This window comes from Crenobacter oryzisoli (assembly GCF_030385785.1).
Classification (GTDB): Bacteria; Pseudomonadota; Gammaproteobacteria; order Burkholderiales; family Chromobacteriaceae; genus Crenobacter_A; species Crenobacter_A oryzisoli.
The window spans coordinates 1-26,400 of sequence record NZ_JAUEDK010000057.1; the positions used below are offsets into that span (position 1 = coordinate 1).

At 64.7% G+C, this 26,400-nt stretch carries 20 protein-coding genes and 1 rRNA gene; 9 read left to right on the plus strand and 12 right to left on the minus strand.

The genetic code is table 11. The features are described from left to right. Window positions 1-202 precede the first annotated feature (202 nt). Window positions 203-317: ribosomal RNA gene (gene rrf / locus QU481_RS20360) — 5S ribosomal RNA — on the plus strand. Window positions 318-721: 404 nt separating this feature from the next. On the opposite strand, the gene QU481_RS20365 is transcribed toward rrf, so the two are convergent. Genes QU481_RS20365 through pdxR form a run of 3 tightly spaced genes read right to left on the minus strand, consistent with a single transcriptional unit; the run spans window position 722 to window position 2,708 of the window. Further along, on the minus strand, window positions 722-913 hold the full coding sequence (locus tag QU481_RS20365; protein ID WP_289831847.1) for a 2-thiouracil desulfurase family protein: 192 nt from the start codon (window positions 911-913) through the stop codon (window positions 722-724). Continuing rightward, window positions 886-1,215: a 2-thiouracil desulfurase family protein gene (locus QU481_RS20370; protein ID WP_289831848.1), complete on the minus strand. Its 330-nt coding sequence runs from the start codon at window positions 1,213-1,215 to the stop codon at window positions 886-888. The genes QU481_RS20365 and QU481_RS20370 overlap by 28 nt, the downstream gene beginning before the upstream one ends. Beyond that, window positions 1,215-2,708: a MocR-like pyridoxine biosynthesis transcription factor PdxR gene (gene pdxR, locus QU481_RS20375; RefSeq protein ID WP_289831849.1), complete on the minus strand. Its 1,494-nt coding sequence runs from the start codon at window positions 2,706-2,708 to the stop codon at window positions 1,215-1,217. The genes QU481_RS20370 and pdxR overlap by 1 nt, the downstream gene beginning before the upstream one ends. Window positions 2,709-2,802: 94 nt before the next feature. Here pdxR and QU481_RS20380 point away from each other — a divergent pair, with 94 nt between their 5' ends. From QU481_RS20380 to QU481_RS20400, 5 genes are all read left to right on the plus strand, one after another. Further along, the gene (locus tag QU481_RS20380; RefSeq protein ID WP_289831850.1) at window positions 2,803-3,252 is read left to right on the plus strand and encodes a rhodanese-like domain-containing protein; all 450 of its coding nucleotides are present in this window, start codon (window positions 2,803-2,805) and stop codon (window positions 3,250-3,252) included. 10 nt (window positions 3,253-3,262) lie between these two features. Continuing rightward, window positions 3,263-3,445: a hypothetical protein gene (locus tag QU481_RS20385; RefSeq protein ID WP_289831851.1), complete on the plus strand. Its 183-nt coding sequence runs from the start codon at window positions 3,263-3,265 to the stop codon at window positions 3,443-3,445. A gap of 64 nt (window positions 3,446-3,509) precedes the next feature. Continuing rightward, a complete protein-coding gene (locus QU481_RS20390; protein WP_289831852.1) occupies window positions 3,510-4,265 on the plus strand; it encodes a GNAT family N-acetyltransferase in 756 nt (251 codons plus the stop codon). Next, a complete protein-coding gene (locus QU481_RS20395; protein WP_289831853.1) occupies window positions 4,262-4,708 on the plus strand; it encodes a GNAT family N-acetyltransferase in 447 nt (148 codons plus the stop codon). Before QU481_RS20390 ends, QU481_RS20395 begins: the two co-directional genes overlap by 4 nt. A gap of 126 nt (window positions 4,709-4,834) precedes the next feature. Then, entirely contained in the window at window positions 4,835-6,280 is a 1,446-nt protein-coding gene (locus QU481_RS20400; protein WP_289831854.1) for a hypothetical protein, read from the plus strand. A gap of 76 nt (window positions 6,281-6,356) precedes the next feature. Here the strand turns inward: QU481_RS20400 and QU481_RS20405 are convergent, their stop codons facing one another. From QU481_RS20405 to gabT, 6 genes are all read right to left on the minus strand, one after another. Continuing rightward, entirely contained in the window at window positions 6,357-7,820 is a 1,464-nt protein-coding gene (locus tag QU481_RS20405; protein ID WP_289831855.1) for a mechanosensitive ion channel, read from the minus strand. 1,317 nt (window positions 7,821-9,137) lie between these two features. Continuing rightward, window positions 9,138-10,121 carry a LysR family transcriptional regulator gene (locus tag QU481_RS20410; RefSeq protein WP_289831856.1) on the minus strand — a complete coding sequence of 328 codons (984 nt, stop codon included), beginning with the start codon at window positions 10,119-10,121 and terminating at the stop codon, window positions 9,138-9,140. 103 nt (window positions 10,122-10,224) lie between these two features. Further along, entirely contained in the window at window positions 10,225-11,583 is a 1,359-nt protein-coding gene (locus QU481_RS20415) for a nucleobase:cation symporter-2 family protein (RefSeq protein WP_289831857.1), read from the minus strand. A gap of 133 nt (window positions 11,584-11,716) precedes the next feature. Continuing rightward, window positions 11,717-12,568, minus strand: coding sequence for a hypothetical protein (locus QU481_RS20420; protein WP_289831858.1), 852 nt, complete (start codon window positions 12,566-12,568; stop codon window positions 11,717-11,719). 533 nt (window positions 12,569-13,101) lie between these two features. Then, the gene (gabD, locus tag QU481_RS20425; RefSeq protein WP_289831859.1) at window positions 13,102-14,574 is read right to left on the minus strand and encodes an NADP-dependent succinate-semialdehyde dehydrogenase; all 1,473 of its coding nucleotides are present in this window, start codon (window positions 14,572-14,574) and stop codon (window positions 13,102-13,104) included. Window positions 14,575-14,626: 52 nt separating this feature from the next. Next, window positions 14,627-15,892, minus strand: a complete 1,266-nt coding sequence (gene gabT / locus QU481_RS20430) for a 4-aminobutyrate--2-oxoglutarate transaminase (protein ID WP_289831860.1) — start codon at window positions 15,890-15,892, stop codon at window positions 14,627-14,629. Between the two features lie 357 nt (window positions 15,893-16,249). Between gabT and QU481_RS20435 the strand changes: the two genes are divergently transcribed. Then, the gene (locus QU481_RS20435) at window positions 16,250-18,346 is read left to right on the plus strand and encodes an FUSC family protein (protein ID WP_289831861.1); all 2,097 of its coding nucleotides are present in this window, start codon (window positions 16,250-16,252) and stop codon (window positions 18,344-18,346) included. A gap of 916 nt (window positions 18,347-19,262) precedes the next feature. On the opposite strand, the gene blaOXA is transcribed toward QU481_RS20435, so the two are convergent. The 3 genes from blaOXA to QU481_RS20450 all read right to left on the minus strand — a co-directional run bounded on the left by blaOXA (window position 19,263) and on the right by QU481_RS20450 (window position 23,497). Further along, window positions 19,263-20,072, minus strand: coding sequence for a class D beta-lactamase (gene blaOXA / locus QU481_RS20440; protein WP_289831862.1), 810 nt, complete (start codon window positions 20,070-20,072; stop codon window positions 19,263-19,265). A gap of 134 nt (window positions 20,073-20,206) precedes the next feature. Beyond that, on the minus strand, window positions 20,207-22,303 hold the full coding sequence (gene pta, locus QU481_RS20445) for a phosphate acetyltransferase (protein ID WP_289831863.1): 2,097 nt from the start codon (window positions 22,301-22,303) through the stop codon (window positions 20,207-20,209). Window positions 22,304-22,312: 9 nt separating this feature from the next. After that, on the minus strand, window positions 22,313-23,497 hold the full coding sequence (locus QU481_RS20450) for an acetate/propionate family kinase (RefSeq protein ID WP_289831864.1): 1,185 nt from the start codon (window positions 23,495-23,497) through the stop codon (window positions 22,313-22,315). Window positions 23,498-24,044: 547 nt separating this feature from the next. Between QU481_RS20450 and QU481_RS20455 the strand changes: the two genes are divergently transcribed. Both QU481_RS20455 and QU481_RS20460 read left to right on the plus strand, forming a co-directional pair. Further along, on the plus strand, window positions 24,045-24,743 hold the full coding sequence (locus tag QU481_RS20455; RefSeq protein ID WP_289831865.1) for a helix-turn-helix transcriptional regulator: 699 nt from the start codon (window positions 24,045-24,047) through the stop codon (window positions 24,741-24,743). 214 nt (window positions 24,744-24,957) lie between these two features. Further along, window positions 24,958-26,400: type VI secretion system Vgr family protein (locus tag QU481_RS20460; protein WP_289831866.1), on the plus strand; the 1,443-nt coding region annotated here is incomplete at its 3' end.

The following is a 26,400-nucleotide window of genomic DNA, read 5'->3' on the forward strand; positions in this document are numbered from 1 at the left end:
TAGGTCGGGTGTGGAAGCGCTGTGAGGCGTTAAGCTAACCGATACTAATTGCTCGTGAGGCTTGATCCTATCATTTGAGGTACTTCGTGGTGTGAAGTACAGGTGATGTGCGACGAGACGCAATCAATTACCAAGTAACGCTTGAATTCAATACGGTGACGTGACAACGGCACCGGGCTTCGACAGTTTGTACAAGTTAATGTCTGGCGGCCATAGCGAGGTGGTCCCACGCCTTCCCATCCCGAACAGGACCGTGAAACGCCTCTGCGCCGATGATAGTGTGGCATTCGCCATGTGAAAGTAGGTCACCGCCAGACTCCCCACACCACAAGCCCAGCTCCCAGAGCTGGGCTTTGTGCTTTGCCGCGCCGGAAAGCCCGGCGCGCCCGAGGCACCGTCATGCGGCTACCTCTCCGCGTTCTTCACCCAATGGCCTGTGAGGCCCCCCGGAATCCGGGCCAGCAGGCAGTAGAAATTTCAAGTGCTTCAGCTGGTCGGCCAGCTGGCTGAACGATATTTAGCTCTCTCTGTTCGGCGAGCATGCCCGCACTAGCTGGAACACGCTGGGCTTCTCTTCTCTTCGGCGGGCATCGGCAATGCGGGGCTGGGCACACGGCTCAGCGATACCCGCCACTATCTGCTCGATCTCTCGCGGCGCACCCGATGGCGGTGCTGACCGAGCGCTACAACGTGCGTTACAACCTGTCGCATAGCTACAAGTTCAATGAGCGGGCGCTGCGAGAAGCTCGCCAAGCTGGTGCTCGTCGTAGAGCATCAGCCCCGCTTCGGCCAACGTCGCCGCAGCGACGCCCTGACCCGCGATGCGAAGCCCCCGAAAGCGGCCATCGTAGATACTGCGGTGCCCGCAGGAGGGGCTGTCGGCCTTCAGCAATGCGGTTCGGGCGTGATGCAAGCAGGCGATCCGATCCGCACCGCTTGATGTGCCCCGATGACGAACGGGATGGTCTGGTCTTCTCCAGTATTGGCGATCACCCGGGCATGGCCGACCAGAGCCGCCGCGCCATCGCCTCCCTGCAGCTCGGCCGGAGGGCGTGGCGTGGGCAGGCCGCCGAGCTGTTCGGGACAGACTGGCACCAAGCAGTAGCGTTCGGTCAACTTGGCCAGGACATCGACCGGCAGCGGCTTGCCGGCGCCGTCGAAGCGCACTGGTTCGCCGAGCAGGCAGCGGCTGATCAGCAGTGCAGGTTTTTCCATCAGATTTCCTTCAAGAACGGGGTGAGCCAGTCGGCCAGCAGGCCGCCGGCATGGCGGATCTCGGCCTCGGGTACGCCGGCATAGCCGAGCACCAGGCCGGCCTGCGTCTGGCCGCCCAGGTAGTGGCGGCCGAGCGGGCGCAGGATCACGCCGTGGCGCTCGCCGGTGCCGACCAGCGCCTGTTCGTCGCTGCCTAGCGGCAGCCAGGCAACCAGATGCATGCCGGACTCGCCCGGCGACAGCTGCAGGCCCTGGTCCAATGCCGGGGCCAGGCTGTCACGCAGGCAGTGCTGGCGGCCCCGGTATAGCCCGCGCATGCGGCGGATGTGGCGGGCGAAGTGGCCGGCGGCAATGAACTCGGCCAGCGCCGCCTGCAGTGGGTAGTGGCCCTCCGGATAGCGGCGTGCCTGGGTGATGCGAAATGGCTCGACTAGGGCCGGCGGCAGTATCAGGTAGGCGAGGCGCAGTCCCGGGTACATCACCTTGCTGAAGGTGCCTAGATAGAGCACCCGCTCGCTCTGTGCTAGGCCCTGCAGTGATGCCACAGGCTGGGAGCTGTAGCGGAACTCGCTGTCGTAGTCGTCCTCGATGATCCAGCTTTGTTGCGCCTCGGCCAGGGCCAGCAGCGCCAGACGGCGGGGCAGCGACATGGTCACGCCGGTGGGCAGCTGGTGCGACGGCGTGGTGTAGATCAGCCGCGGCGCAGGGCTGGCCGGAGCGCGGGCCGGGTCCAGTCCCTCGGCGTCGACCGGCACCGGCACCATACCGAGGCCGGCGTTGAGTAGGCTGGCCTGGGCGCCACGGTAGCCTGGCTCCTCGATCCAGGCGGTGTCGCCCGGGTCGGTGAGCAGGCCGGCGATCAGGTCGAGCGCCTGCTTGGCGCCGCTGACGATCAAGATCTGTTCGGGCTGGCAGCGCACCGAGCGCGACAGCTGCAGATAGTCGCATAGCGCCTCGCGCAGCGCCGGTAGGCCACCGCCGTCCTGGTAGTTGAACCAGTGGCTCGGCGCTTGGCGCTGGTGGCGCTGCAGCAGGCCTTGCCAGATGTCGCGCGGGAACTGCTCGAAATCGGGCACGCAGGGTGCGAAGGCACCCGACTCGCCGATCGGGCCACGGCTCTGCTCGAGCAGGCGTCGGCCGCGCTGCGACAGACTGGTGGCGGTGGCCGGGCGGACGGCTTGCTGTACCTGGCCGAGCGCATGGTGGGCGACGAAGGTGCCGGCACCGTGGCGGGTTTCCAGGAAGCCTTCGGCCAGCAGTTGGTCGTAGGCGGCTAGCACGGTATTGCGGCCGATGCCTAGCGCGCTGGCCAGCGCGCGGCTGGCGGGCAGGGCGCTGCCGCCGGGTAGGCGGCCCAGCTGGATGCCGCCGCGCAGCAGTCGATACAGGCGGCGCTGTAGCGATTCGTGGCCGGGTTCGGCCAAGCCCAGCGCCAGCGATTCGGTGATCCAGTCAGGCTGGGCCAGCCGGGTAGCGGAAAGTGGTTCTGTCATTTGCCGTCCAATTGGCTCTTACGGTGGGACCGATTTTTCCCTAGCCTAGCAGATATCCAAATCGAATTGTCTGCCACCTACCTAGGAGCCCACCATGTCCGCCACCTCGCTGGTCCTGGCATTTCCCGCACCGGACGCCGCCGACTCCGCCGCCTTCATGCTCGCCAAGCTGCACTACCACGCCGATGCCTGGGACGTGGCCGAGGACCTGAAGAACGGCATCACCGACATCGTCGTGGTCGATGCGCGTTCGGCCGAGCACTATCGTGCCGGCCATATCCCCGGCGCGATCAGCTTCCCGCACCGCACGATGGACGAGGCGAGTACTGCCCGGCTCGATCGCAGTAAAACCTATGTGGTGTACTGCGACGGCATCGGCTGCAACGGCTCGACGAAGGGCGCCTATAAGCTCGCCCGTCACGGCCTGAAGGTGAAGGAGCTGCTCGGCGGACTGGACTTCTGGAAGCGCGATGGCCACCCGATGAGCGAAGGCAACGAGCCGGGCCGCATGCCGACGACCGCCGCGATCGCCTGCGGCTGCTAGGGAGACGACGATGGAGAACACCGCTTCCTCCAACGCCCGGCCCGCCGCGTGGCACCGCTTCGGCCAACCCTTGCGGACACTGCTGGGCCGTCTCGGCCACTGGTGGTGGCAGGGCGCGCAGCGCCAGGCGCGCGAGCGTTGCCGCGACGAGACTGAGGCGCTGGAACAACTACGCGACCGCTGGCGGCGCTGAGACACCCGCCTTTTTTCCTACCGGCGGCGCTCGCAGGGCGCCGTCCCGACCCAGGATCACCACGATGACTGCTTCCCCCTTGCCCTATCGTCTTCCCGCCGCCGGACCGGAGCTGCTCGGCCATCCCCTCGGCCTGCCGGTGCCCGACTGGCAGGGCGCGCCGTTTCCGCCGCGCCGGGTACTGAGCGGCTACTACTGTCGCGTCGAGCCGCTTGAGGTCGAGCGCCATGCCGAATCGCTGTGGGCGGCGATGCAGTTGCCCGGCGCCGAACGCAACTGGGCCTATGTGACCTACGGGCCGTTTGAGCGCTTCGCCGACTACCGTGACTGGCTGGCCGGCATGGCTGCACAGCGCGATCCGCAGTTCTACGTAGCCGTCGATGTAGTGAGCGGCGAGGCGCTGGGCGTGGCGAGCTACCTGCGCATCGACCCGGTCAATGGCGCCATCGAGGTCGGTCACCTGAACTTCTCGCCGCGCATGCAGCGCAGCCGGGCGGCCACGGAGATGATGTACCTGATGATGGCCAACGCCTTCGCGCTCGGCTACCGCCGCTACGAGTGGAAATGCAATGCGCTGAACCAGCCCTCGTCGCGCGCAGCGTTGCGCCTCGGCTTCCAGTTCGAGGGCGTGTTCCGCCAAGCGCGCGTCGACCGCGGCCGCAACCGCGACACCGCCTGGTATTCGATCCTGGACGGCGAATGGCCGGCGCTGCGCGCCGCGTTCGAGACCTGGCTGACTCCGGACAACTTCGATGCGGCGGGCCGGCAACGCCAGGCGCTGTCAACGCTGACTGCGCAGGCACGGGAGGGGCTGGCATGAGCGTGACGGTACGCGAGGCGGGTCTGGACGATCTCGAGACGCTGGCGGAGCTGTTCGACCGTTACCGGCAGTTCTACCGCCAGCCGGCCGACTTGGCCGGGGCGCGGGATTTTCTGGCGGCACGGCTGGCCGGCGGCGAGTCGCGGCTGCTGCTGGCCGAACGGGATGAGGTGGCGCTGGGCTTCTGCCAGCTCTACGCGAGCTTCACCTCGATCGGTATGGCGCCGCTGTGGATCCTCAACGACCTGTTCGTCGACGCTGCCGTACGTCGCAGCGGGGCCGGCCGGGCGTTGCTGCTGGCGGCGCGCGCACTGGCCGAGCGGCAAGGCGTGAAGCGGCTGGTGTTGGCGACCGAACGGGTCAACCTGCCCGCACAAACACTGTACGAGTCACTCGGCTGGCAGCGCGACGAGGTCTATCTGCACTACGGTCTGCGCATCTAGCCGAGGCTGCGCCGGCCCGCTCCGGCCGGCCAGCCAGCCAGCGGGCCGCTTGACGGAAGGATTGCGCCAACGTCACCTAGGCGGGGTAAAATTGGCGGTTTGCTTCTTGCGCTAGGCTTGACCGACATGAAACCCCATCCGAAAAACCGGCCGATCCAGGGCGATCCGTTCGTGCCCAATCGCTTTATCTTTGGCGACGCGGTGGATGACAAGGCGCTGGAGCCGTACGAATACGTGGTACACACTGAGGTGCCGGCCTTCGTCTGCCGGCTGGTGGGCAACGACGACACGCCGTTCACCGGTCGCGATGCCGAAGGTTTCGCCAGCGTGGTGCTGTACGACGAACAGGAAAACATCACTCACTACGTCTGCAACGAAGGCTTCCGTCTGTTCGACTTCAACTTCTGGGAAGAGCCGTTGCCGACCGCCGCCGAGCTGCAGCGCATCTGCGATGCGGCGATGGACGCCTACCGTCGCCTGAACGCCGCCTACGCCGAGCGAGAAGCCGGTGTGAAGCAGCGCGAGTTCCGCTCCGGTCCGACCGAGCCATTGCCGCCAGCCGAGCGCGCCAGCAGTATCGCGGCGCTGGCCGAGCAGGCGCGCGCCGCACTCGACAAGCCGCTGGAGAAAATGCAGCTGGCCGCCGCGGTGCAGTTGGCGCTGTCCGGCGGAGACCAAGCGGTATTCACCGAGGCGCAGCTGGCGCTGCTGTCCGAACCGGCGGCGCGCGAGCTGTTGATCGGCACCGCGCGCGACTGCATCGCCTTCCCCGAGGTGGTGCGCACCGATGGCACCATCGCCTCGTACGAGCTGTGGGCGCTGCCGTTTGCATTCTCGCGTGCCCAGGGCGGCTTCTGGTGGCACTTTCCGCTGCTGGAGCGGGTCGAGGCGGCGCTGGCCGAGGCGCTCGAGGTGCCGGAGAAGGCGATCCTGTGGTTGTCGCCGACCGTGTTCAACGTCGATATGTTGAACGAGCGGGCCTGCCAACAGCTGGTACACCTGGCACCGGTGATGGATGCAGGCTGCGATTTCGCGCCGGCCGACCCGGATGCTTCGCGAGCTACCTTCGAAGCGGCCAGCAAGACCGCCGAGCCGCAGCTGGTGTTGTGCTGGATCCCGTTCCTGGTCGAGCGTGGAACGCTGTCGATGGAGCAGGCGCGCTTGTTCGGGCGCAAGGCGCTCGACGCGGCGATGCCGCTGGTGCAGCAGGCGATCGCCGCCGAGATGGAATACGGCGAGGCCGAACTGTTTGCGCCGATGCCGTGGTGGGAAGCGCTGTCGTCCGGCGTGCGGGCCTGGAACCGCAAACGCCTCGGCCTGACCGTGGCGCTGGTGGCCGGCCAGCTCGGCGGCATCGACAAGCTGGAGGCGGTCGCGGAGTATCAGCCGGAACAGACCGCGTTCAATGTGCAGGTCGTCAATGCCGAGGACGGCGCGCTCCTGGGCGTGGCGCCGTGGCTGCTGGTGCCGGATGTGGCGCCGGACCGCGAGTTCGCCTACAGCGACCTTGCCGAATGCCTGGCCGAGGTCGGCATCCCGCTCAGTCACCGTGCGAGCCGGCAGCTGCATTGATCAGGCTGTTTTGCCAACGTAAAGGGCGCCCCGCGGGGCGCCCTTTGTGTTTTCAGGAGGAGGTCAGGGGTGGGGCTCACGGCTCCTTGCGCCACTTGCTCAGCCAGTACTCCATCTGCCGGCCGGCCGCCTCGCGCCCGCCCAGGCCAAACGACAGCGCCACGGCTACCGCGATCGCACCGAGCACCAGGCCGAAAGCCAGTTCGACGATCTCGTCGGCGATGCCCATCGCGCGCAGGCCCATCGCTGCCACCAGGCCGAGAATGGCGGCACGTGCCAGTCGCGCCAGCCCCTTGGCGCCTTCGTCACCGCTGCGGCCGATTGCATCGTAGGCCAGATTGGCCAGCCACAGGCCGACGAACAGGATCACCGAGCCGAGCAGTATCTGTCCGCCGAACTGGATGAATTCATCGACCAAGTCGCGCACCGCGCTGAAGCCCAAGCGGTTGGCGGCCTCGGCAGTGGCGAACAGCATCGCGAAAAACAGTACCAGCCGGCCGATCAGGGTGGACAGCTTGAATTCGCCGCTGAAAAGTCGCGTCAGGCCAATTTTCTCCGGTAGCGTATCGACGTTCAGTCCGCTGGCGATGCCGGTCAGCAGCCGAGCCACGAAGCGTGCCACATAGTAGGTCAACAACAGGATGATGACGGCGGCGACAATGTTGGGGATGGCGGTGAGGAACATCGATAACATTTCGCTCGCCGGGTCCGAGATCGCGTGCATCTGCAGCGCGTCGAGCGCCGCGATCAGCGCCGGCACGAACACGAAGATGTAGACCAGTGTGCCGATCAGCTGGGTCAGCCCCAGCCGTTCGCTGAGCCCGGCGTGCTCGGCCAGTTTGTCGACCTCGCCGGCGGACAGCAGGTTGACCACCAGGTCGCGTAGTAGCCGGGCCACCAGCCAACCGACCAAGCCGATCGCCAGTGCCGCCAGCACATTGGGCAGGATGCCCAAGAGCTTGTCGATCATGGCCTGGAACGGCTCCAGCAGTCCGTTCAGCTGCAGGGTCTCCAGGATGTTAGGGACGAACAGCAGCAGGACCAGCCAGAACAGCACGTTGCCCACGTGGTTGCTCATCGAGCTGAGTCGCTCTTCCGTTCCCAGCTTCTTGTCGAGTCCGGTCGCGCTCAAGGAGCGGCTGACCACCGCGCGGACCACGGTGCCGATCACCCATGCCAGTAGCGCCAAGAGCAGGGCGGCGACGATGCGCGGCAGATAGGCGAGAACCTGGGTGATCATGGTGTTAAACGGGTCGGAGGCACGCTCCAGGTGTACCGAGTTGAACACAGCGATCAGGGTGATCAGCAGTATCACCCAGAACAGGATCACCGCGACCCAGCGCTCGATGTCCACGTTCAGTTCAGCCTTGCTCTTGAGCCAGCGGTTCAGCGAAATGGCCGACAGGCCCTTGCGCACACTCGCCCGTACCGCCACCGCCACCAGCCAGCCGATGACGAAGATGCCCACCGCGCCCAGCACGCTGGGAAGATTCTGGCCCAGGCTGCTCTGGATTGATTGGAGTAGCGTCGTCAGGTCCATCGAGTGCTCCTTTCCTCAGAATAAAGCAGCCAAGTTATTTAATTTAATGGCCGGTGAACCAGTTTTCAAATTAGCAGGGGCTTGCCGCCTCCTCCAGATTTGATGCTTTGTCGATGGATGGCCTGGTCATTTCAATGGGCCCTCTTTTTAATGGAGTTGACAATTGCCCGATATTTATAAACAGATGGATAAAAATCACGAGTGAGCTGTGATAGCCATGCGGTGTTCGATGGGGTGATTATGAAAAAAGAGCAATAGATACAACGCCTCCATCGTCGATATGAAAGAAGGCCGATGGTCAATTTCACTTCACTGCCGCCGAGTAATGGAATCGGGCCACTCATCTCGTCATGATTTAAAACCGTTTTATCGTAGGCTACAGCGAGATATGGACAAGCCGAATTCCGAGGCAAACGATTGCTGGCACTCGGTGCCTGTTCCTGGGCTGGATAACACTGCAGGAACAGGAACCGAATGTCATGGATGTCGGGGCGGCGGCGCCTTGTGATGCAAGGAGAGGAACATGAAGCCTATTGGGGTTCTCGTTGCCGGGGCGGCCATGCTGCTCATCGGTGCCGACGTATTCGCCGTCACCACTCAGGATTGCGAAACGGCGTGGAAAAGCTCTAGTGCCTACCTGTCCTGTTCTTCGGCTTGGGGTGGAAGGGCAAATGGCAATAGTTGCGAGCTTCGCGTTACTTGTCAGGCCCCCATTACCGTGCCGGCATGCGAGGATGGCAAAACGCGGCTGGGTTGCCGGGACTCGAGCAATACGGTACTCAACCTCGGTAGCCTGACGCCGGACGATATGAGAAGGCTGAACAATTGCAACGGCAGCTTGAAGGTCGGGTGGTGTTAGCACCGCTAACCAACCCCTTTCGGCGTTGTGATGCGGTCTTGCCTTATGACTTGTACTGCCTGCGGCCGTACGTCTAGCTAAGGCCAGCTTCGCTGGTTTTTGTTCGTGGCCCTTAACCGCGATGCATCGGTGAGAAACGCCGGCTCTGTCGAGCCGGGTTTTTTATCGGCGCTCCGGTTTCCCTTGTCGCCGCTATTCAGGAACTTCGTCTTTTGCCGAAATATTATTCCGGCCTGATGGTCTGGGGGCGAGATAAACGCTTGCTGCTTGCATCGGCTCGCAATAGTGGAACCGTGCTTCGGTAAAAGAGTGAAGGAAAAGTCAGCAATGCAGGGTGATTGGGGGAAGCCTATTTGTCGGGAAAGGAAATAGGGGTCTTGTCCGATGCCCCAGTTACCTGACATTTTCAGAGCCTGTCCATGAATTTCTGCGGCTTGAGAAGCCCGTTTTCTTTCAGGTCAGGAACTGGAGATGGCAAAGCGTTCACGCGCTGCGAGCAAGAACTGTTCGCGCAGCCAGCGGCAGTCGCTGGAATGATGGGTGCGGTCGTGCCACAGCAGGTAGTAGCGCATGCGTGGAAACTGGATCGGCACCGACACCAGTTTCAGTGGCAGGAAACGTGCATAGTGCTCGCCGAACAGGCGCGAACTGGTAAAGGCCAAATCGCTTTCGGCGACCAGATACGGTGCGAGCTGAAAATACGGTACACGTGCGACGACGTGACGCTCCAGCCGCTGGTTCTTCAAGAAGGCGTCGAGTACGCCGCGCTGGCCGACTGCATACGGCGTCGGTGCCAGGTGGTCGAGGGCGAGGTAATCGTCGAGCGTCAGGCTGGCCTTGGCCATCGGGTGGTCGGCGCGCATCATGCAGACGATTTCGTCGTCCAGCAGCGGCGCCATCCGCAGGTGGCCGGGCGGTTCCGACCAGTTGCCGACTACCAGGTCGAGTTCGCCGCTTTCCAGCCCCAGGTCGTAGTCGTAGCGGTAACCGAGCGAATGCAGCACCAGTTGGGCCTGAGGTGCCTTTTGCCGCACGTTGACCATGAAGTCGCGCAGCAATTCGGGACTCAGATAGTCTGGGGTGGCGACGTTGAAGGTACGGGTGGTCTGGCTCGGGTCGAAGGCACTGTTGTGCGCGACGATGCCTTCAAGCTGACTGAGCGCGTTTTTCACCGGCAGGTAGAGCGACTGGCCAATGTCGGTCGGTGTCATCCCATTGCGGCTGCGTACCAGGAGCGGATCGCCGAAGATTTCGCGCAGCCGTTTCAGCGCGATGCTGACTGCAGGCTGGGACAGGTTGAGTCGCCGAGCGGCACGCGACACATTGCGTTCGGACAGCAGTGTGCACAACACTTGCAGGTGCTGCACGTCGAGCGCTTCCCAGGTTTTCTTGCCGGCCATCGTTGATCCTTGCTGGGCGGCGAACATGGGCCGCCGGGACATGATACCTCTCGTGCCGCTTGCCACATCCGTCAGCAGGCAAAAAAAAGCCTCCGGCTTTGCGGCCGGAGGTGGCAATTTCAAATCGAGATTTGCAGGTGAGTCGTTATTCGGCGTGGACGCTGTGCGCCAGCTCGTGTTCGGCACCGGCTGCACTGTGGCTGCGGTTGAAGAAGGCATTGAGCAGGATCGCCGACACTGCCGCCAGCGTGATGCCGCTATGGGTCAGCGGCGCGGTCCACGACGGCAGGCTGTGGAAGAAGTCAGGCGACACCATCGGCACCGCACCCAGGCCCAGGCTCACCGATACGATCAGCAGGTTGTTGCGGTTCTCGAAGTTGACGCGTTGCAGGATCTTGATGCCGGTGGCAGCGACCATGCCGAACATGCAGATGCCGGCTCCGCCGAGTACCGACTGCGGGATCGATGCGATGATCGCACCCATCTTCGGGAACAGGCCGAACAGCACCAGGATCACGCCCGAGCAAGCTACTGCCCAGCGGCTCTTCACCCCGGTCATGCCGACCAGGCCGATGTTTTGCGAGAACGAGGTGTGCGGGAAGGTGTTGAAGATGCCGCCGAGCAAGGTGCCGAGGCCGTCGGTACGCAGGCCGCGGATCAGCGAGTCGGAATCGACCTTGCGATCGCACAGCTCGCCCAGCGCCAGGAACATCCCGGTTGACTCGACCAGCACCACGATCATCACCAGCGACAGCGACACGATGGAGCCGAGGTCGAACTGCGGCAGGCCGAACGAGAACGGCACGATCGCGCTGAACCAGGCGGCTTTGTTCACCGGGGCGAAATTCACCAGGCCGAGCGAAGCGGCCACGATGTAGCCGGCCACCAGGCCGAGTAGCACCGACACGTTGGCAACGAAGCCGCGACCGAACTTGTTGATCATCAGGATCAGCACCAGCACGAAGCCGGCCATGCCGATGTGGTGCACCGTGCCGAAATCGGCCGACTTGGCGCCGCCACCTGCCCAGGTGATGCCGACCTTGAACAGGGTGATGCCGATGGTGGCGATGATGGTGCCGGTGACCACCGGCGGGAAGAACTTCATCAGTCGGCCGAACAGCGGCGCGATCAGCACGGTGAATATGCCCGAGGCGATCACGGCGCCGAAGATGTGCGGCAGGCCCATGCCGGCGTTGGCCATCGCCACCATCGGTCCGACCGCGGCGAAGGTCACGCCCATGATCACCGGCATGCGGATGCCGAACTTCCACAGGCCCAGGCACTGGATCAGCGTGACGATACCGGCGGTGAACAGGTCGGCGTTCAACAGATAAGCGATCTGCTCGGGCGGCAGCTTGAGCGCGCCGCCGATGATCAGCGGCACGGCTATCGCGCCGGCGTACATGACCATCACGTGCTGCAGCGCCACCGGGACCATCGTGCTCCACGGCAGTTTCTGGTCGATCGGATGTTCGGAATTCAGGGTAGTGCTTTGGGTACTCAAGAGCTTCTCCTCATGCTTTCCTGCTGTCAGGCCCGCCCCGCTCGGGGCGCCGACCGGCTCAACGAGCGGTCGGACTCTTGCGGAGCGGGCAGTTCTCCAACCGGCGCTTGCACCGGCATTGCGACGCTTTGCGTCAGAGATGCCATTCCACGTTCAGCGTCGGGGCATTGGTCTTGGTGCCGAGGCCCGGCTTGTTGCCGAACTTGTTGTGCCAGTACTCATAGCCGACGCCTGCATAGAAGACATCCTTCTTGCCGGCCACCAGCTGGCCGACGTCGGCCATCAGCGAGGTGCGCATCAGCGTTTCCTGCTTGGTACCGTCGCCGAAACCGTCCGTGCCCTTGGTGCCGATGTAGTCGACGAAACCTTGGAACTTCAGCGGCACCGGGCCGGCCTGGAACGGTGCCTTCCAGGACAGATTCAGCTGGTAGGTGTCGTCGAAGCGTACGTCGTGTTCCTTCGCGCTCGGGATGCCGTTGTGATTGTGTTCGGAGCGGTACCACACGCTGAAATCGGCGAAGCCGTTATTCGGCACGGCGAACTTGATGGTCGGGCCGACCACGAACATCTTCTTGCGGGGCGCAAAAGCGGTGTCCTTGGTGTTGAGGTCGACGCCGCCGGAGAGCGCGAAGTCCTTGATCGGACCGAACGAGAAGTCGTGACCGGTTACCTTCGAGAGGTGTAGTTGGGTGCGGTAGGTGAGGTAGATCTCGGTCGCGCCGCCGCCGCCATTGTTGGCAGGGTCCTTGCTGTCCGAAAGCAGCGCGTCGACGTTGAAGAAGTTGCTGCCGTAGGCGTAGCCGCTGGAGTGGCCAAGCTGGAAGATGTTCTTGGCGACATCGTTCGGGTTGTTCGGCTCGTGGAAGTCGGTGCCGTAGCGGTAGCCGACGAAGGTATCGCTCCAGGTGGCGGCTTGGGCGGTGCCGGCAAACAGCAGGGCGCCAGCGATGAGGCAGCCGAAAGACGGCTTGAAGGTACGATTCACTCCAGTTTCTCCTTTGTTGTAGTCGGTGGCTTGGCCACTCTTGTGAGCGATCGATACTAACAAGGAGCTTGAAAAATCGTGCCTATAGGCATTATTACGATTTTTTATAATTCGTCGTTTTCGAATGGCGTGGGAAAGCGCATTCGGTCATGTCTTCTGCTGGGTGGTTGGTAAATTTCCCGTTATTTCAATTGCTTTCACGGGGGGGCTTGACGCTGCCTGCCATTCTGTTGCGTTTGTAGGGGCGCTGCGCGGTGGTCGTAGTTATTAGGGAATCCACATAATTGCCGTTGCCGTGATAAGCCCAGGCATCAGGGATGACTGTGCGGTCGAAGCCCGTGTGGCCTTTTTGCTACGTGCTACGGTAAGTGCAATGGAGAAGTCTCGCGCTCGGCTCGTCAAAAACGGGGAGCGGCAGATGAATGGGGGAGGGAAGGTGAGGGTTGCCCCTCAGAGATGTGCGGGAATAAAAAAAGGCCGGAGGGGGACTCCGGCCGGAATTCGCTTTACGCGATGCACGCCAACCCTGCAGCTTACCGGTCGAGACCGGCAAGACACAGATACTTGATTTCCAGATAGTCTTCGATGCCGTACTTGGAGCCTTCGCGGCCGAGGCCAGATTGCTTCACGCCGCCAAACGGCGCGGCTTCGTTGGACAAGATGCCGGTGTTGGCCGCGACCATGCCGTATTCGAGGCCCTCGGACACGCGGAAGATGCGGCCGACGTCGCGGGCGTAGAAGTAGCTGGCGAGACCGAACTCGGTGTCGTTCGCCAATTCGATCGCTTCCTCTTCGGTCTTGAAGCGGAATACCGGTGCGAGCGGGCCGAACGTTTCTTCCTTGGCGACTTTCATCGCGGCGGTGACGTCGCGCACCACGGTCGGCTCGAAGAAGCTGTGGCCCAGCGCGTGCGGCTTGCCGCCGGCGACGAGCTTACCGCCCTTCGCGAGCGCGTCGGCAATGTGTTCCTCGACCTTGGCGACCGCGTTGGCATCGATCATCGGGCCTTGGGTCACGCCGGCCTCCAGGCCGTTGCCGACCTTGAGCTTGGCAACCGCAGCGACGAACTTCTCGACGAAGGCGTCGTACACGCCGTCCTGCACGTACAGGCGGTTCGCGCATACGCAGGTCTGGCCGGCGTTGCGGTACTTGGAGATCATCGCGCCCTCGACTGCGGCGTCGAGATCGGCGTCGTCGAATACGATGAACGGCGCATTGCCGCCCAGCTCCATCGATACCTTCTTCACGGTGGTCGCGCACTGGGCGATCAGCTGGCGGCCCACCTCGGTCGAGCCGGTGAAGCTGAATTTCTTCACCAGGTCGTGGCCGGTCAGCACTGCGCCGATGGCGGTCGAACCGCCGGTCAGCACCGAGAACACGCCGGCCGGGATGCCGGCACGGTGCGCGAGCTCGGCGATCGCCAGCGCCGACAGCGGAGTCTGGCTGGCCGGGCGCACGACGATGGTGCAGCCGGCGGCCAGTGCCGGGGCGGCCTTGCGGGTGATCATCGCGTTCGGGAAGTTCCACGGCGTGATCGCCGCGCACACACCGATCGGCTCCTTGGTGACCAGAATGCGGCGGTCGCCCTGGGAGGCCGGGATGGTGTCGCCGTAGAGGCGCTTGCCTTCCTCGGCGTACCATTCGATGTAGGAGGCGCCGTAGGCGATCTCGCCCTTGGCTTCGGCGAGCGGCTTGCCCTGCTCGACGGTGAGGATCTTGGCCAGGTCATCCTGGTTGGCCATCATCAGGTCGAACCAGCGGCGCAGCAGCACCGCGCGTTCCTTGGCGGTCTTCTTCTTCCACAGCTTGAAGGCAGCGTGGGCGGTCTCGACCGCGCGGGTCGCCTCGGCGGCACCCATCTTCGGCACGTGGCCGATGATTTCGCCGGTGGCCGGGTTGTTGACTGGGATGGTTTCGCCATTGTCGGCGTCACACCATGCGCCGTCGATGTAGCACTGGAAGCGCAGCAGCGACGGGTCGTTCAATTGCAGGCTGGATTGGCTCATTTTGGTCTCCATCCGGGGCGCTTCGGCTTGGCCGAAGCGCCTGTCATAGCGATCAGGCTTTCAGTGCGGCTTCGAGCTTGGCGAGTGCTTCGTCGAACACCGCATCCTCGATGGTCAGCGGGAACAGGAAGCGCACCACGTTGCCGTACACGCCGCAGGTGAGCAGCAGCAGGCCGGATTCCAGCGCCTTGGTCTGCACCTTCTTGGTGAAGTCGGCGTCCGGCTCGTGGCTGCCCGGCTTGTTGAGTTCGACGGCGACCATGGCGCCCGGACCGCGTACCTCGGCGATCTGCGGCACGCTCTTCTTCAGGCCGTTGAGCTTTTCTTTCAACAGGTCGCCCAGGCGGTTGGCACGCTCGACCAGTTTTTCTTCCTGGATCACCTGGATTACTGCCTCGGCGGCGGCGACGGCCAGCGGGTTGCCGGCGTAGGTGCCACCCAGGCCGCCCGGGGCCGGTGCGTCCATGACCTCGGCGCGGCCGGTCACGGCCGACAGCGGGAAGCCACCAGCCAGGCTCTTGGCTTGCGTAATGATGTCGGCGGCGACGTTGTAGTGTTCCATCGCGTACAGCTTGCCGGTGCGGGCGAAGCCGGACTGCACTTCGTCGGCGATCAGCAGGATGCCGTGCTTGTCGCACAGTGCGCGCAGTGCCTCGACCCAGTCGGCCGGGGCCTGGTAGAAGCCGCCTTCGCCTTGTACCGGTTCGAAGATGATCGCAGCGACGCGGGCCGGGTCGATGTCGCACTTGAACAGCTTCTCGATGCCGGCCAGCGAGTCGGCGGTGGATACGCCGTGCAGCGCGTTGGGGTACGGGGCGTGGAAGATCTCGCCCGGGAACGGGCCGAAGCCGACCTTGTACGGTACGACTTTGCCGGTCAGTGCCATGCCCATCATGGTGCGGCCGTGGAAGCCGCCGCCGAAGGCGATCACGCCGCTGCGGCCGGTGGCGGCACGGGCGATCTTGATGGCGTTTTCCACCGCTTCGGCGCCGGTGCTGAAGAAGGCGGTCTTCTTGGCGAAGTTGCCCGGGGTCAGCTGGTTGAGTTGCTCGGCCAGGCGGATGTAGCTTTCGTACGGCACCACCTGGTAGCAGGTGTGGCTGAACTGCTTCAGCTGCGCTTCGACGGCGGCCTGAACCTTCGGATGCAGGTGACCAGTGTTGAGTACCCCGATGCCGCCGGCAAAATCGATGTAACGCTTGCCTTCAGTGTCCCAGATCTCGGCGTTCTTCGCCTTGTCGGCGAGGAAGTTACACATCACGCCGACACCGCGAGGGGTCGCGTCAGCCTTGCGTTGCAGCAGTTCTTGCGGATTCATGGGGTTCTCCTCTGTAAAGGGTATTTTTGCCTCTGGTCGGGGGACGGCTGCCGGGGCGGCAAAGCCTGGCGGATGGGACGGCTTTGGCGTACTGTCGATACTGGATCGCAGCAGCAGGGCCAAGTTTGCCTCGTTCTTTAGACCGCCCGACGCTGTCGGTGTTGCGGCGCCCCCTGTCGTGAAAATCATTCTACGACTTGTCTAAAAAAAAGCTACACATGTTTTAAAAAATTAAACACCCGGCGACGGACGGTGTGGCGTTGGCGGTGCAGTCCGCCCCTCGGCCGCATCCGCCACCCCGGTCGCCAGTGTGGCTGCGCTACAATCGCCGGGCCGGCCCTTCCTCCGTGACTGCCCATGCTCGATTCCGCTTCGGTCCGCCGATTCCTTTACAGCCAGCACATCTTCACCGCGCTCAGGATGACCATCGGCATCGCGCTGCCGGCGGTGGTATTGATGATAGGCATGGGCCAGATCGCCATCGGCATGGCGTGCGCGATCGGCGCGCTGTGCGTCGGGCTGATCGACGTGCCGGGGCCGCTCAGGCGCAAGCATCGCGAGATGCTCGGCTGCGCGCTGGTGGTGTCGCTGACCGCCGGTTGGACCATGCTCGGCCTCGCCCACCCGGCGTTGCTGTGGCCGACGGTGCTCGGCATCAGCTTCTTCGGGGCGTTCGCGGTGGCGTTCGGTCAGAAGGCGTCGATCGTCGGCCTCAATGCGATGCTGGTGATGGTGATCGGCATGACCCAGCACGGCACGTTCCGGGAACAGCTGGCGTATCTCGCCGCGCTGACCATTGGCGGCCTGGGCTACACCTACTACAGCCTGGCGGTGTGCCAGTGGCTGCGCTACCAGATGTGGCAGCGCGCGCTGGCCGAGTGTCTGTTCGCCACCGCGCGCTACTTCGACCGCCGTGCCGACTGCTACGATCCGGTGGTGCCGCTGGAGCTGTGCTACCGCGAGCTGTTGGCGGCGCAGATGGAGGTGGAGACCACCCAGCAGAACGCGCGCGACCTGGTGCTCAACGCGATGGCCGGGCGCCATCCGGAGCGGCTCGGCGCGCGCCGTTCGCGCCTGTTCAACCTGTTCATCGACGTGATCGACCTGCACGACATGGTGCTGGCGGCGCAGACTGACTTCGCGCTGTTGCGCGAGCATTTCGCCGACGGTGATTCGCTCGACTTCCTGCGCGACCTGATGCAGAAGACCGCGCTGGATCTCGAGGCCTGCGCCGAGGCCTTGGCCAGCAGCCGGCTGTCGCGCTCGCGCTATAGCGTGAAGGCCGAGCTGCGCGCGCTCGCCTACGACATCGAGGCGGCGCGCCAGGTGGGCCTGCCGGGCAAGGCGCCCGAGGCGTTCGCCGCGCTGTTGACCAGCCAGCAGCGCGTCTCCGTGATCAGCCGGCTGATCGCCAAGCTGCACGACGACACCGGTTCGCTGACCAACACCACCGGTCTGCCGGTGGACAAGGTGGTGGAGCGTTTCCGCAGCGAGAGTGACTTCGGCTTTTCGCGCGCTTCACTGTCGTTCACCAGCTCCGCGCTGCGCTACGCCCTGCGCTTCACTGTGGCGATGGCCGCCGCGTTGTTCGTCAGCCGCGATGTGATGGCCAGCGGGCATGGCAACTGGATCCTGCTGACGGTGCTGGTGGCGCTGCGCCCTGGTTTCGGCCTGAGCCGCCAGCGTGGTCGCAGTCGGTTGTTCGGCACCTTGGCCGGCTGCGCCGCCACGCTGCTGGTGTTGCTGTTCGTGCACGACCAGCGCCTGCTGTTCGCGCTGATGATCGTCAGCCTGTGGTTGAGCTTCGGGCTGATGCAGCTCAACTACCTGGCCAGCGTGTTCTTCACCTCGATCGAGGTGCTGCTGCTGTATCACTTTCTGGTGCCGTCCGAGATGGCGCTGATCGGCGAGCGTGCGCTCGACACGCTGATCGGCGCGGCGATCGCGGCGGTGGCGAGCTGGCTGTTTCCGTTCTGGGAGTCGCAGCTGGTGTTGCCGCAGCTGCGTCTGGTGCTGGACGCCAGCTGCCGCTATCTCGCGACCGCCCTGGGGGCGACCGAGCCGGACAACCTCGACTACCGGCTGCTGCGTCGCGACACCTTGACCGCGCTGTCGGCGTTGAAAGCGATGCACGAGCGGATGCTGCTGGAACCCACTTCGAAACGCCGCGCCGAGCACGCGCTGAGCGAGCTGTTGCTGAAGTGCTATCTGCTAGTGTCGCAGGTGGCTGCGCTGAATCAGCTGTTCAACGCGCTGCCGGCACGACGCGGCGAGCCGGAGGTGCGGCGTTGCGTGGCAGCTGCCGGCCGGACGCTGCAGCAGGCGGAGCAGTCGGGCAAGGCGCCGACCGAGCCGGAGCCGCCGAGTCGCGATGCGAACCTGAGGGCCTTGCAGGTGGCGACGGGGGAGATTGCGGAGCTGGTGCAGCGGATTCGCAGTGCGCCGGTGGGGTAGGGGCGGGGTGTTTGGCTGAGGTTGGCCGAAGATGTCGTTCGCAGATGGGGGAGCCGGTGGGCTCCCTTTCTGTTTGTGGTTTGTTCGCTTGTTTGACCAACGTTGGTGTGGACTGCCACAGCGCCGGTCCCACCCGGCGGGGCGGGATACTTTCTTTTGCCTCGTCAAAAGAAAGTATCCAAAGAAAAGGCGACCCCACGACGCCGGCCCGCTGCGCGGGCTGCCCTGTGGGCGACACGGCCAACGGGCGGCTGCGCAACTCGCACCGACTGTGTCGGCACTCGGACAGTGCTCGCCGATTGCTCCCGTTGGCCGTGTCGTCCTCGGCGGCGTCGAAGGGGATTGGGGTGGTCTTCTGTAACCGGAGTGAGGTGACTTGGTTTACCCCTTGTCTTGTCGCTTGGTGGCTGCGTTCTCGTGGGCTGTGGATAAAGTACGTGTCGGCGACTTCGCTGTGGATAAACCAAGGTTGGCCAAACAGGAAGGACGGTTCCCGTTTGCCCTGATATCAGGTATGAGAACCGTCGTTGTTCGACCAACGTTGAAACGTACAGAGTGGCTGAGCCGTTTTCCTTGCGTAGTCACAACCGCAGCAGTCGACCAGCGAATCCCCCTTCTGCGCTGCCGAGCGATCGTCAAGCGGCCAGGTCTTAAGCCGGCGCTTGTTCGAGTGGACGGACGTTAGCCGCCCGCGAGTTCGGCGGCGCCTGGCCGCTTGGCAGGCGCGAGGGAAGCCGAAGGCCAGCGCGGTGGGGTCGTCTTTCTTTGGGTACTTCCTTTGACGAAGCAAAGAAAGTACCTCGCCGGTCGGGCGAGACCGACAAGGCCACAGTTCTCACGAACGTTGGCCGAACAAGTCGACGTTTGCGATGCAAGTTTCTCTAGCGTTACCAATGAGCTAGAGAGCTACCGGCTCTTAACGGCCCACCCCATCCACCATCCCCGGCAACTCCTTCAAAAACGCCTCCTTCGCCCTCACCCCCGCCGTCCCCGGCTCCTTCCTGTCATCCTGAATCAGCCGCGCAAACACCACGCGCTGCGTTCCCTTGTCGGCCCAGCCGACAAACCAGCCATAGGGGTGCGCCTCGTCGAACTCGCCATTCGCCTGACGCGGATAGGCCATGCCGGTCTTGCCGTGCACCGTCCAGCCGCTCGGCAGCGCGGTCTGCTCCACCACTTTGAAGGTCATGTCGATCGCGCGCGGCGACACTGGCAGCTGGCGGTTGACCAGCTTGCTCAGGAAGGCGATCTGCTCCAAGGGCGAGATCTTCAGCGAGGAGCTGATCCAGCTGCGCTCCAACCCATTGCGCTTGCCGGGATCGCCGGAGACGTCGGCGTTACCGTAGCCGAACGCGCTGGCGTACTGGTGTAGGCGCTGCTCGCCCAGCGCATGGGTGATGCGCTGCGAGAACCATACCACCGAGTACTTCAGCCAGCGCACCGCGTCGGTGGGCTGGCGCCAGTTGTCGCCGCCCCAGTCCGGGTCGCCGGCGCGGATTGACAGTGTCGGCGTGTGTTCGTCCTTCAGAAAGCCCGCGTCATAGCCCATCACGCTCAGCGCGAGCTTGAAGGTCGAGGCCGGGGTGTAGCGTTCGCTGCACTGGCCCTGCAGCAGCAGCCGCTGACCGGTCTTGGCGTCGGCGACCACGGTACAGATCGTCCTGGCCTGAACAGGCAGGGCCAGCAGGCCAGCGGTGAGGCAGGCGGCGAGGTGATACGGCTTCATCGTGGATTCCTTGTGAGGCGCCCGGCAGGGCAATGGCTTTGTCATGGGCACGGCGCCAGCGCCTTGGTTCCGCCCCGCCATGAAAAAACGGCAAGCCGTGGCTTGCCGTTTCGTTACGGATAAGAGCCGCCCGATCAGGCCGCCGGCGCTTCCATCTGCACCGCCTGGATCGCGGTCAGCGCGATGGTGTAGACGATGTCGTCCACCAGCGCGCCGCGCGACAGGTCGTTCACCGGTTTCCTCAGACCCTGCAGCATCGGGCCCACCGACACCACGTTGGCCGAACGCTGCACCGCCTTGTAGGTGGTGTTGCCGGTGTTCAGGTCCGGGAACACGAACACGTTGGCGCGGCCGGCCACTGGGCTGTCCGGCGCCTTCTGGCGGCCGACGCTGATGACGCTGGCGGCGTCGTACTGCATCGGGCCGTCGATCGCCAGGTCCGGGCGCTTGGCGCGGGCGATCTGGGTCGCTTCGCGCACCTTCTCCACGTCGCTGCCCGAACCGGAGCTGCCGGTCGAGTAAGAGATCATCGCCACGCGCGGCTCGATACCGAAGGCCTTGGCCGAGTCGGCCGACTGGATGGCGATGTCGGCCAGCTGTTCGGCGCTCGGGTCCGGGTTGATCGCGCAGTCGCCATACACGAACACCTGGTCCGGCATCAGCATGAAGAACACGCTCGACACCAGGGACGCGTTCGGAGCGGTCTTGATCAGCTGCAGTGCCGGACGCACCGTGCTGGCGGTGGTGTGCACCGCACCGGATACCAGGCCGTCGACCTCGCCGGTGGCGAGCATCATGGTGCCGAGCACCACGGTGTCTTCCAGCTGCGCCTCGGCCATCGGCGCGTTCAGACCCTTGCTCTTGCGCAGCTCGACCATCGGCGCGATGTAGTGGCCACGGATCGAATCCGGGTCGAGCAGCTCCAGCGATGGCGGCAGGCAGATGCCCTGCGCCTCGGCCACTTCGCGGATCTTCTCCGGCTTGCCGAGCAGCACGCAGCGGGCGATGCCCTTTTCCTGGCAGATCACCGCGGCGCGGATGGTGCGCGGCTCGTCGCCCTCCGGCAGCACGATGCGGCGGTTGGCGGCGCGCGCCTGTTCGATCAGCCGGAAGCGGAACGCCGGCGGCGGGAAGCGCGGCTCGGCCGGTTCGCCGGCGCGCAGCTTCAGCGGCTCGACGGCGAGGTGCTCGGCGACGAAGTCGACCACCCGTTCCATCCGCGCCAGGTCGTCGCTCGGCACGTGCGGGCTCTGGTTCGCCAGCAGGCTGGCGGTGGTGTAGGTGTCGGCGTCGGTCAGCAGAATCGGAATGCCGGACGCCAGTGCCGGGTTGACCAGCGTCTGCACCGCCGGCTCCGGTAGCGAGTCGCAGGTGAGCAGCAGGCCCGCCAGCGGTACACCTTTCAGCGCGGTCAGCGCCGCCACCAGCATCACGTCGGTGCGGTCGCCCGGGCCGACGATCAGCGCGCCTGGCTTTAGGCGCTCGAGCATGTGGGTGGCCGAACGGGCGGCGACCACGATGTCGCGCACCCGGGTGTCGGCCAGCTTGCCCTCGCTGACCACGCGCGCCTTCAGGAAGCGGGCGACGTCGAGCATGCGCGGTGCGGCCAGCTCTGCCTCAAACGGGATCGCGCCGAGCAGGTGCGGCTTGGCGTTGGCTGGCTGGCGGCTGGCCTGGGCGACCGCGCTGGCAAACGCCTCGGTATCGGTGCCGGCCGGCAGCTTGTTGAGCACGTAGCCGGCCAGCTTGGCCTGGCCACCGAACTCCTGCAGCGCGATGTCGAGCTGGTCGGCGACGCTCTTGGCGTCAGCCTGAGCGGCGTTGACGACGAAGATCAGGTCGGCGTTGAGGTTGCGGGCAATCGCGGCGTTCAGGCCAGCGACGAAGCCGCGCTCCGAATCCGGGGTCAGGCCCTCGATCACCACCGCGTCGACGCCCTGCGCCGACTGCTGGTACAGCGCCACCAGCTCTTCCATCAGCTGGTCGCTATTGCCCTGACCGATCAGCGCCTCGACGCGCGCCATCGGCAGCGGCGCGGCCGGGGCCAGGTGGAACAGTTCGCGCGCGAAGTGGCTGGACGCCTCCGGGCTGTCCTCGCCGTGGCTAGGCTGGGCCACCGGCTTGAAGAAGCCCGGGCGCAGGCCGACACGCTCCAGCGCGCGGATCACCCCCAGCGACACGCTGGTGAGTCCCGCCTGGCTGCCGATCGGGGTGAGGTAGAAGTTGGGCATGGGGTCTCCTCAGGCGGTCAGCGCGGCGGTGTCGAGCGCAATCATCAGTTCTTCGTTGGTGTTGACCACCAGCGCGGCCGGGCCGGCGGCATCGCTGATCTTGCCTGCCTTGCCGCGGATCGCCGCGTCATTGGCGGCGGCGTCGAGGGTCAGGCCGAGGAAGCCGAGCTGTTCGATCACCTTGGCGCGGATGATCGACGAGTTCTCGCCGATGCCGCCGGTGAACACCACGGCGTCGAGGCGGCCGAGCGACACGGTCAGCGCGGCGATCTGCTTGGCGAGGCGGTAGCAGAACACGTTCAGCGCCAGCAGCGCGCCCTTGTGGCCTTCGGCGGCGGCGTCTTCGATCTCGCGGCAGTCGTTGGACAGCTCGGACAGGCCCAACAGGCCACTCTGCTTGTTGAGCAGGTCGGTAACGCCATCGAGGTCGAGGCCGAGCTGGGCGCCGATGTAGGCATGCGCACCCGGGTCGATGTCGCCGGAGCGGGTGCCCATCACCAGGCCCTCAAGCGGGGTCAGGCCCATGGTGGTGTCGACGCTCTTGCCGTTCAGGATGGCAGCGGCCGAGGCGCCGTTGCCGAGGTGGGCGACCACGATGGCGCTGTTATCCAGCGGCAGGCCCAGTACCTTGGCGGCTTCGGCCGACACGTAACGGTGACTGGTGCCGTGGAAGCCGTAGCGGCGCACGCCGTGCTCGCGGTACAGCGCCATCGGCACCGCGTACAGGTAGGCGTGCTCCGGCATGGTCTGGTGGAAGGCGGTGTCGAACACCACCACCTGCTTCAGCGTCGGGAAACATTCAATAGCGGTGCGGATACCCAGCAGGTTGGCCGGGTTGTGCAACGGGGCGAGCTTGGCGCAGGCTTCGACTTCGGCGATCACGTGTTCGTCGATCAGGGTCGATGCCTTGAAGTTCTCGCCGCCGTGCACGACGCGGTGGCCGACCGCGGCGACCTGGTCGAACAGGTCGCGCGCCTTCAGCGTGGCGATGATCGCGTGCATCGCGCCGGCGTGGTTGCCTTCGTCGAGTTGAGTCACTTCCTTGACGCCATCGTACTTGGAGGTGATGTAGGCGTCGGCGTGGCCGAGCTTTTCGGCCAGACCCGTGAGCAGCGCTTCCTGCGTCTGCGGATTGATCAGGGCAAACTTCAGCGAAGAACTGCCGCAATTGATGACGAGGATGTTGTTGCTCATAAAGCGCTGTCCAGATTCATAGGGGGTGGTAGTCAGTCATTCCGGCCGGTGCCGCGATGGCGAGCATCAGGGCGGTTTGCCCACGGTGCCGACGCGGGGCGGGCTTCGGCGCGGAGCGCTCATGGGGGCGTTGGCCCCTTGCCGTGCCTGGCTCATCGGCCTCTTGAGGCTAGCCAGCCATCCGGCAAAATTCAGCCTGGCTGCCTCGTGTTGTGGCGGGCGAGCCTGGGCGTTCATCCAGGGGCCCCGTCTGTAAGGAGTCGGGTAGTGTTCAAAAATTATTGAACGATGATGCTGGCCACTGGTGATTGTGCCGATTTTGACACAAAAACGAACATTAACGAACAAAAAATAATAATAATGTGAAAACAACCGAAAATTATTGCGTGCGAACGATGGTAGGAAAGCCCGATAGGACAATGTCACGTTCCGGAACGGAAGTGCAGTGTGTTCATCGACTTAGCGATCTGCTAGCAAGCCAGCCTTGTAACGAATGGCCGGAACAGTGTAGATTCAAGCGGATTCAAAAAAATTTGAATGTGTGATCATGGATCAGAACGACTCTTTCGCCGATGCGCCGCTGAAAGCGGCCGACTGGGCACTACTCAACCACTACCGGGTGATGCTGGACGGGCTGTCGACGCTGTTTGGCCAACATGTCGAGTTCGTGCTGCACTCGCTGGAAGACCCCGAGCATTCGGTGATCAAGGTATGCGGCGCACTTAGCGGCCGTCACGAAGGTGCAGGGTTGTCGGAGCTGGCGCGGCGGATGCTCGACAAGCTCGAACGCAGCGGCGCGCGTCACACCAAGGTCTACTACACACGCCGTCCGGGCGGCGCGCAGATGCGCTCGATCACGATCGCGATCCGCAACGAAGAGCGGCGCATCATCGGCCTGTTGTGCATCCACATGAGCCTGAACGTGCCGTTGCTCGACTTCATCCAGGGCTTGCTGCCCGGCGATGAGCCAGTGTTCGACGTACCGGCCAAGGGGGATTCGGACGGTGGCTTCACGCCGGAGATGTTCGTGCACGGCGTCGACGACATGCTCGACAAGGTGGTGGCAAACACGATCGCCGAGGTCGATGCGGGCCGCCCGGGCGGGCAGCGTAACCGGCAGGTGGTACAGGCGCTGTTCTCGCGAGAGGTGTTCGGCATCAAGGATGCGGTGCGGGTCGTGGCCGAGCAGCTGGGCGTGTCGGTACACACCGTTTACCACCATCTGCGGCAAGTGAAGGCGGGGTAGGGGAAGCCTGGCTTCGACAGCCCGCCCCCTGGCGGGCTTTTTTGTCCCTCCTGCGCCCAATCGCCATGACATCCGATTGCCGGCGCAGTCCCCCAGCCGTCACTGTCAAAGGGGTAGGCCGTCAATAATGCTTAAGCCATAAACTTGATAATGGCATAATAATGACCTCAGCATTATTTCGCCCGGCACGGCGCTCCGCCCTGCCGGCTTTGCCATGACCGCCGACCTCACCACGCTGCTCGCCAGTTTTGCCGCCGCCTTCACCCAGGACACCCGCCTGCTCACCCTCGAACTCGGCGACGGCCACCGCTGGGCCGACGCCCTGCTGCCCCAGACCCTGACCGGCGAGGAAGCGCTGTCCGATGCCTACCGCTACCAGCTCACCTGCCTGTCGCCCGACACCGACCTCGCGCTGAAGGACCTGCTCGGCCAGCCGGTGCGGCTGGCGGTGCAGGACGCCGACGGCGCCGCGGTGGCGCGCTGCGGGGTGGTGTCGTCCGCCCAGGCGCTCGGCAGCGACGGCGGCTTCGCCCGCTACGGCCTGACCATCGAGCCGCCGCTGGCGCTGCTGCGCCACCGCCGCACCAGCCGGGTGTTCCAGGACTTGGCGGTGCCCGACATCGTCAAACAAATTCTGGCCGAACACCGGGCCGCCAACCCCGGTTTCGCCCAGGTGCAGCACTGGCAGTTCCAGCTCAGTGGCGAGGCGCCAGTGCGCAGCTACTGCCTGCAGTACCGCGAATCCGACTACGACTTTATCGTCCGGCTGCTGCATGAAGAGGGCTATCACTGGCACTTCGTGCATGATGGCAACGAAGGCGTGACCGAGCGAGGTAGCGCAGCGTCGCGAGGGAAGATGCCGCAAGTGACGCTGGTGGTATCTGACGACCCGTACCGGCTGCCGGCGGCGCCGCTCACCCGGGTGCGCTTCCACCGCAGCGACGCCAGCGAGGCCGAGGACGGCCTGACCGACTGGCGCGGCTCGCGCCAGATCGTGCCGGGCCGGGTCAGTCTCGCCAGTTTCGACTACCAGCCGGTCAGCACCCAGCACAGCGGCGACAGCTCCCGCGTCGACCAGGGCGACGGCGGCAGCGCGCTGCAGGCCAGCCTGGAAGACTACGACCCGCAGGGGCTCTACTACGCCGGCGACACCGAGCAGCTCGGCCGCTACGCCCAGCTGCGCCAGCAGGCCCACGATGCCCAGGCCAAGTCGTTCGACGGCGCCGGCTCGGTGCGCGGCCTGCTGGCCGGTGCCTGGTTCCGTCTCGACGACCACCCGGTCCACGACGCCGATCCAGCCGAACAGCGCGAATTCGTCGTCACCCGGCAGACCTTCACCGCCACCAACAACCTGCCGGGCGAGCTGACCCGCTCGCTGCGCGTCGCCGCGCCCGGGTTGTTCGCGAATGAAACCGCCGACGCCCCGGCACCGTTCCAGACCCGCTTCCAGGCGCAGCGGCGCGGCCTGCCGCTGCCGCCGGCCTACGCGCACTCGGCCCAGGCCAAGCCGACCAGCCGCGGCGTGCAGACCGCCACCGTGGTCGGCCCGCAAGGGGAAGAAATCCACACCGACCCGCACGGTCGCATCAAGGTGCAGTTCCACTGGCAGCGCCCCGACGAACACCCCACCATTGGTGCCAACCTCGACGACAAATCG

Excerpts from the sequence above, each read along its gene's own strand:
- QU481_RS20370 (WP_289831848.1), bottom strand. The coding sequence starts at position 1,215 with ATGGAAAAACCTGCACTGCTGATCAGCCGCTGCCTGCTCGGCGAACCA.
- pdxR (WP_289831849.1), bottom strand. The coding sequence starts at position 2,708 with ATGACAGAACCACTTTCCGCTACCCGGCTGGCCCAGCCTGACTGGATC.
- QU481_RS20380 (WP_289831850.1), top strand. The coding sequence starts at position 2,803 with ATGTCCGCCACCTCGCTGGTCCTGGCATTTCCCGCACCGGACGCCGCC.
- QU481_RS20385 (WP_289831851.1), top strand. The coding sequence starts at position 3,263 with ATGGAGAACACCGCTTCCTCCAACGCCCGGCCCGCCGCGTGGCACCGC.
- QU481_RS20390 (WP_289831852.1), top strand. The coding sequence starts at position 3,510 with ATGACTGCTTCCCCCTTGCCCTATCGTCTTCCCGCCGCCGGACCGGAG.
- QU481_RS20395 (WP_289831853.1), top strand. The coding sequence starts at position 4,262 with ATGAGCGTGACGGTACGCGAGGCGGGTCTGGACGATCTCGAGACGCTG.
- QU481_RS20400 (WP_289831854.1), top strand. The coding sequence starts at position 4,835 with ATGAAACCCCATCCGAAAAACCGGCCGATCCAGGGCGATCCGTTCGTG.
- QU481_RS20405 (WP_289831855.1), bottom strand. The coding sequence starts at position 7,820 with ATGGACCTGACGACGCTACTCCAATCAATCCAGAGCAGCCTGGGCCAG.
- QU481_RS20410 (WP_289831856.1), bottom strand. The coding sequence starts at position 10,121 with ATGTCCCGGCGGCCCATGTTCGCCGCCCAGCAAGGATCAACGATGGCC.
- gabD (WP_289831859.1), bottom strand. The coding sequence starts at position 14,574 with ATGAGCCAATCCAGCCTGCAATTGAACGACCCGTCGCTGCTGCGCTTC.
- gabT (WP_289831860.1), bottom strand. The coding sequence starts at position 15,892 with ATGAATCCGCAAGAACTGCTGCAACGCAAGGCTGACGCGACCCCTCGC.
- QU481_RS20435 (WP_289831861.1), top strand. The coding sequence starts at position 16,250 with ATGCTCGATTCCGCTTCGGTCCGCCGATTCCTTTACAGCCAGCACATC.
- blaOXA (WP_289831862.1), bottom strand. The coding sequence starts at position 20,072 with ATGAAGCCGTATCACCTCGCCGCCTGCCTCACCGCTGGCCTGCTGGCC.
- pta (WP_289831863.1), bottom strand. The coding sequence starts at position 22,303 with ATGCCCAACTTCTACCTCACCCCGATCGGCAGCCAGGCGGGACTCACC.
- QU481_RS20450 (WP_289831864.1), bottom strand. The coding sequence starts at position 23,497 with ATGAGCAACAACATCCTCGTCATCAATTGCGGCAGTTCTTCGCTGAAG.
- QU481_RS20455 (WP_289831865.1), top strand. The coding sequence starts at position 24,045 with ATGGATCAGAACGACTCTTTCGCCGATGCGCCGCTGAAAGCGGCCGAC.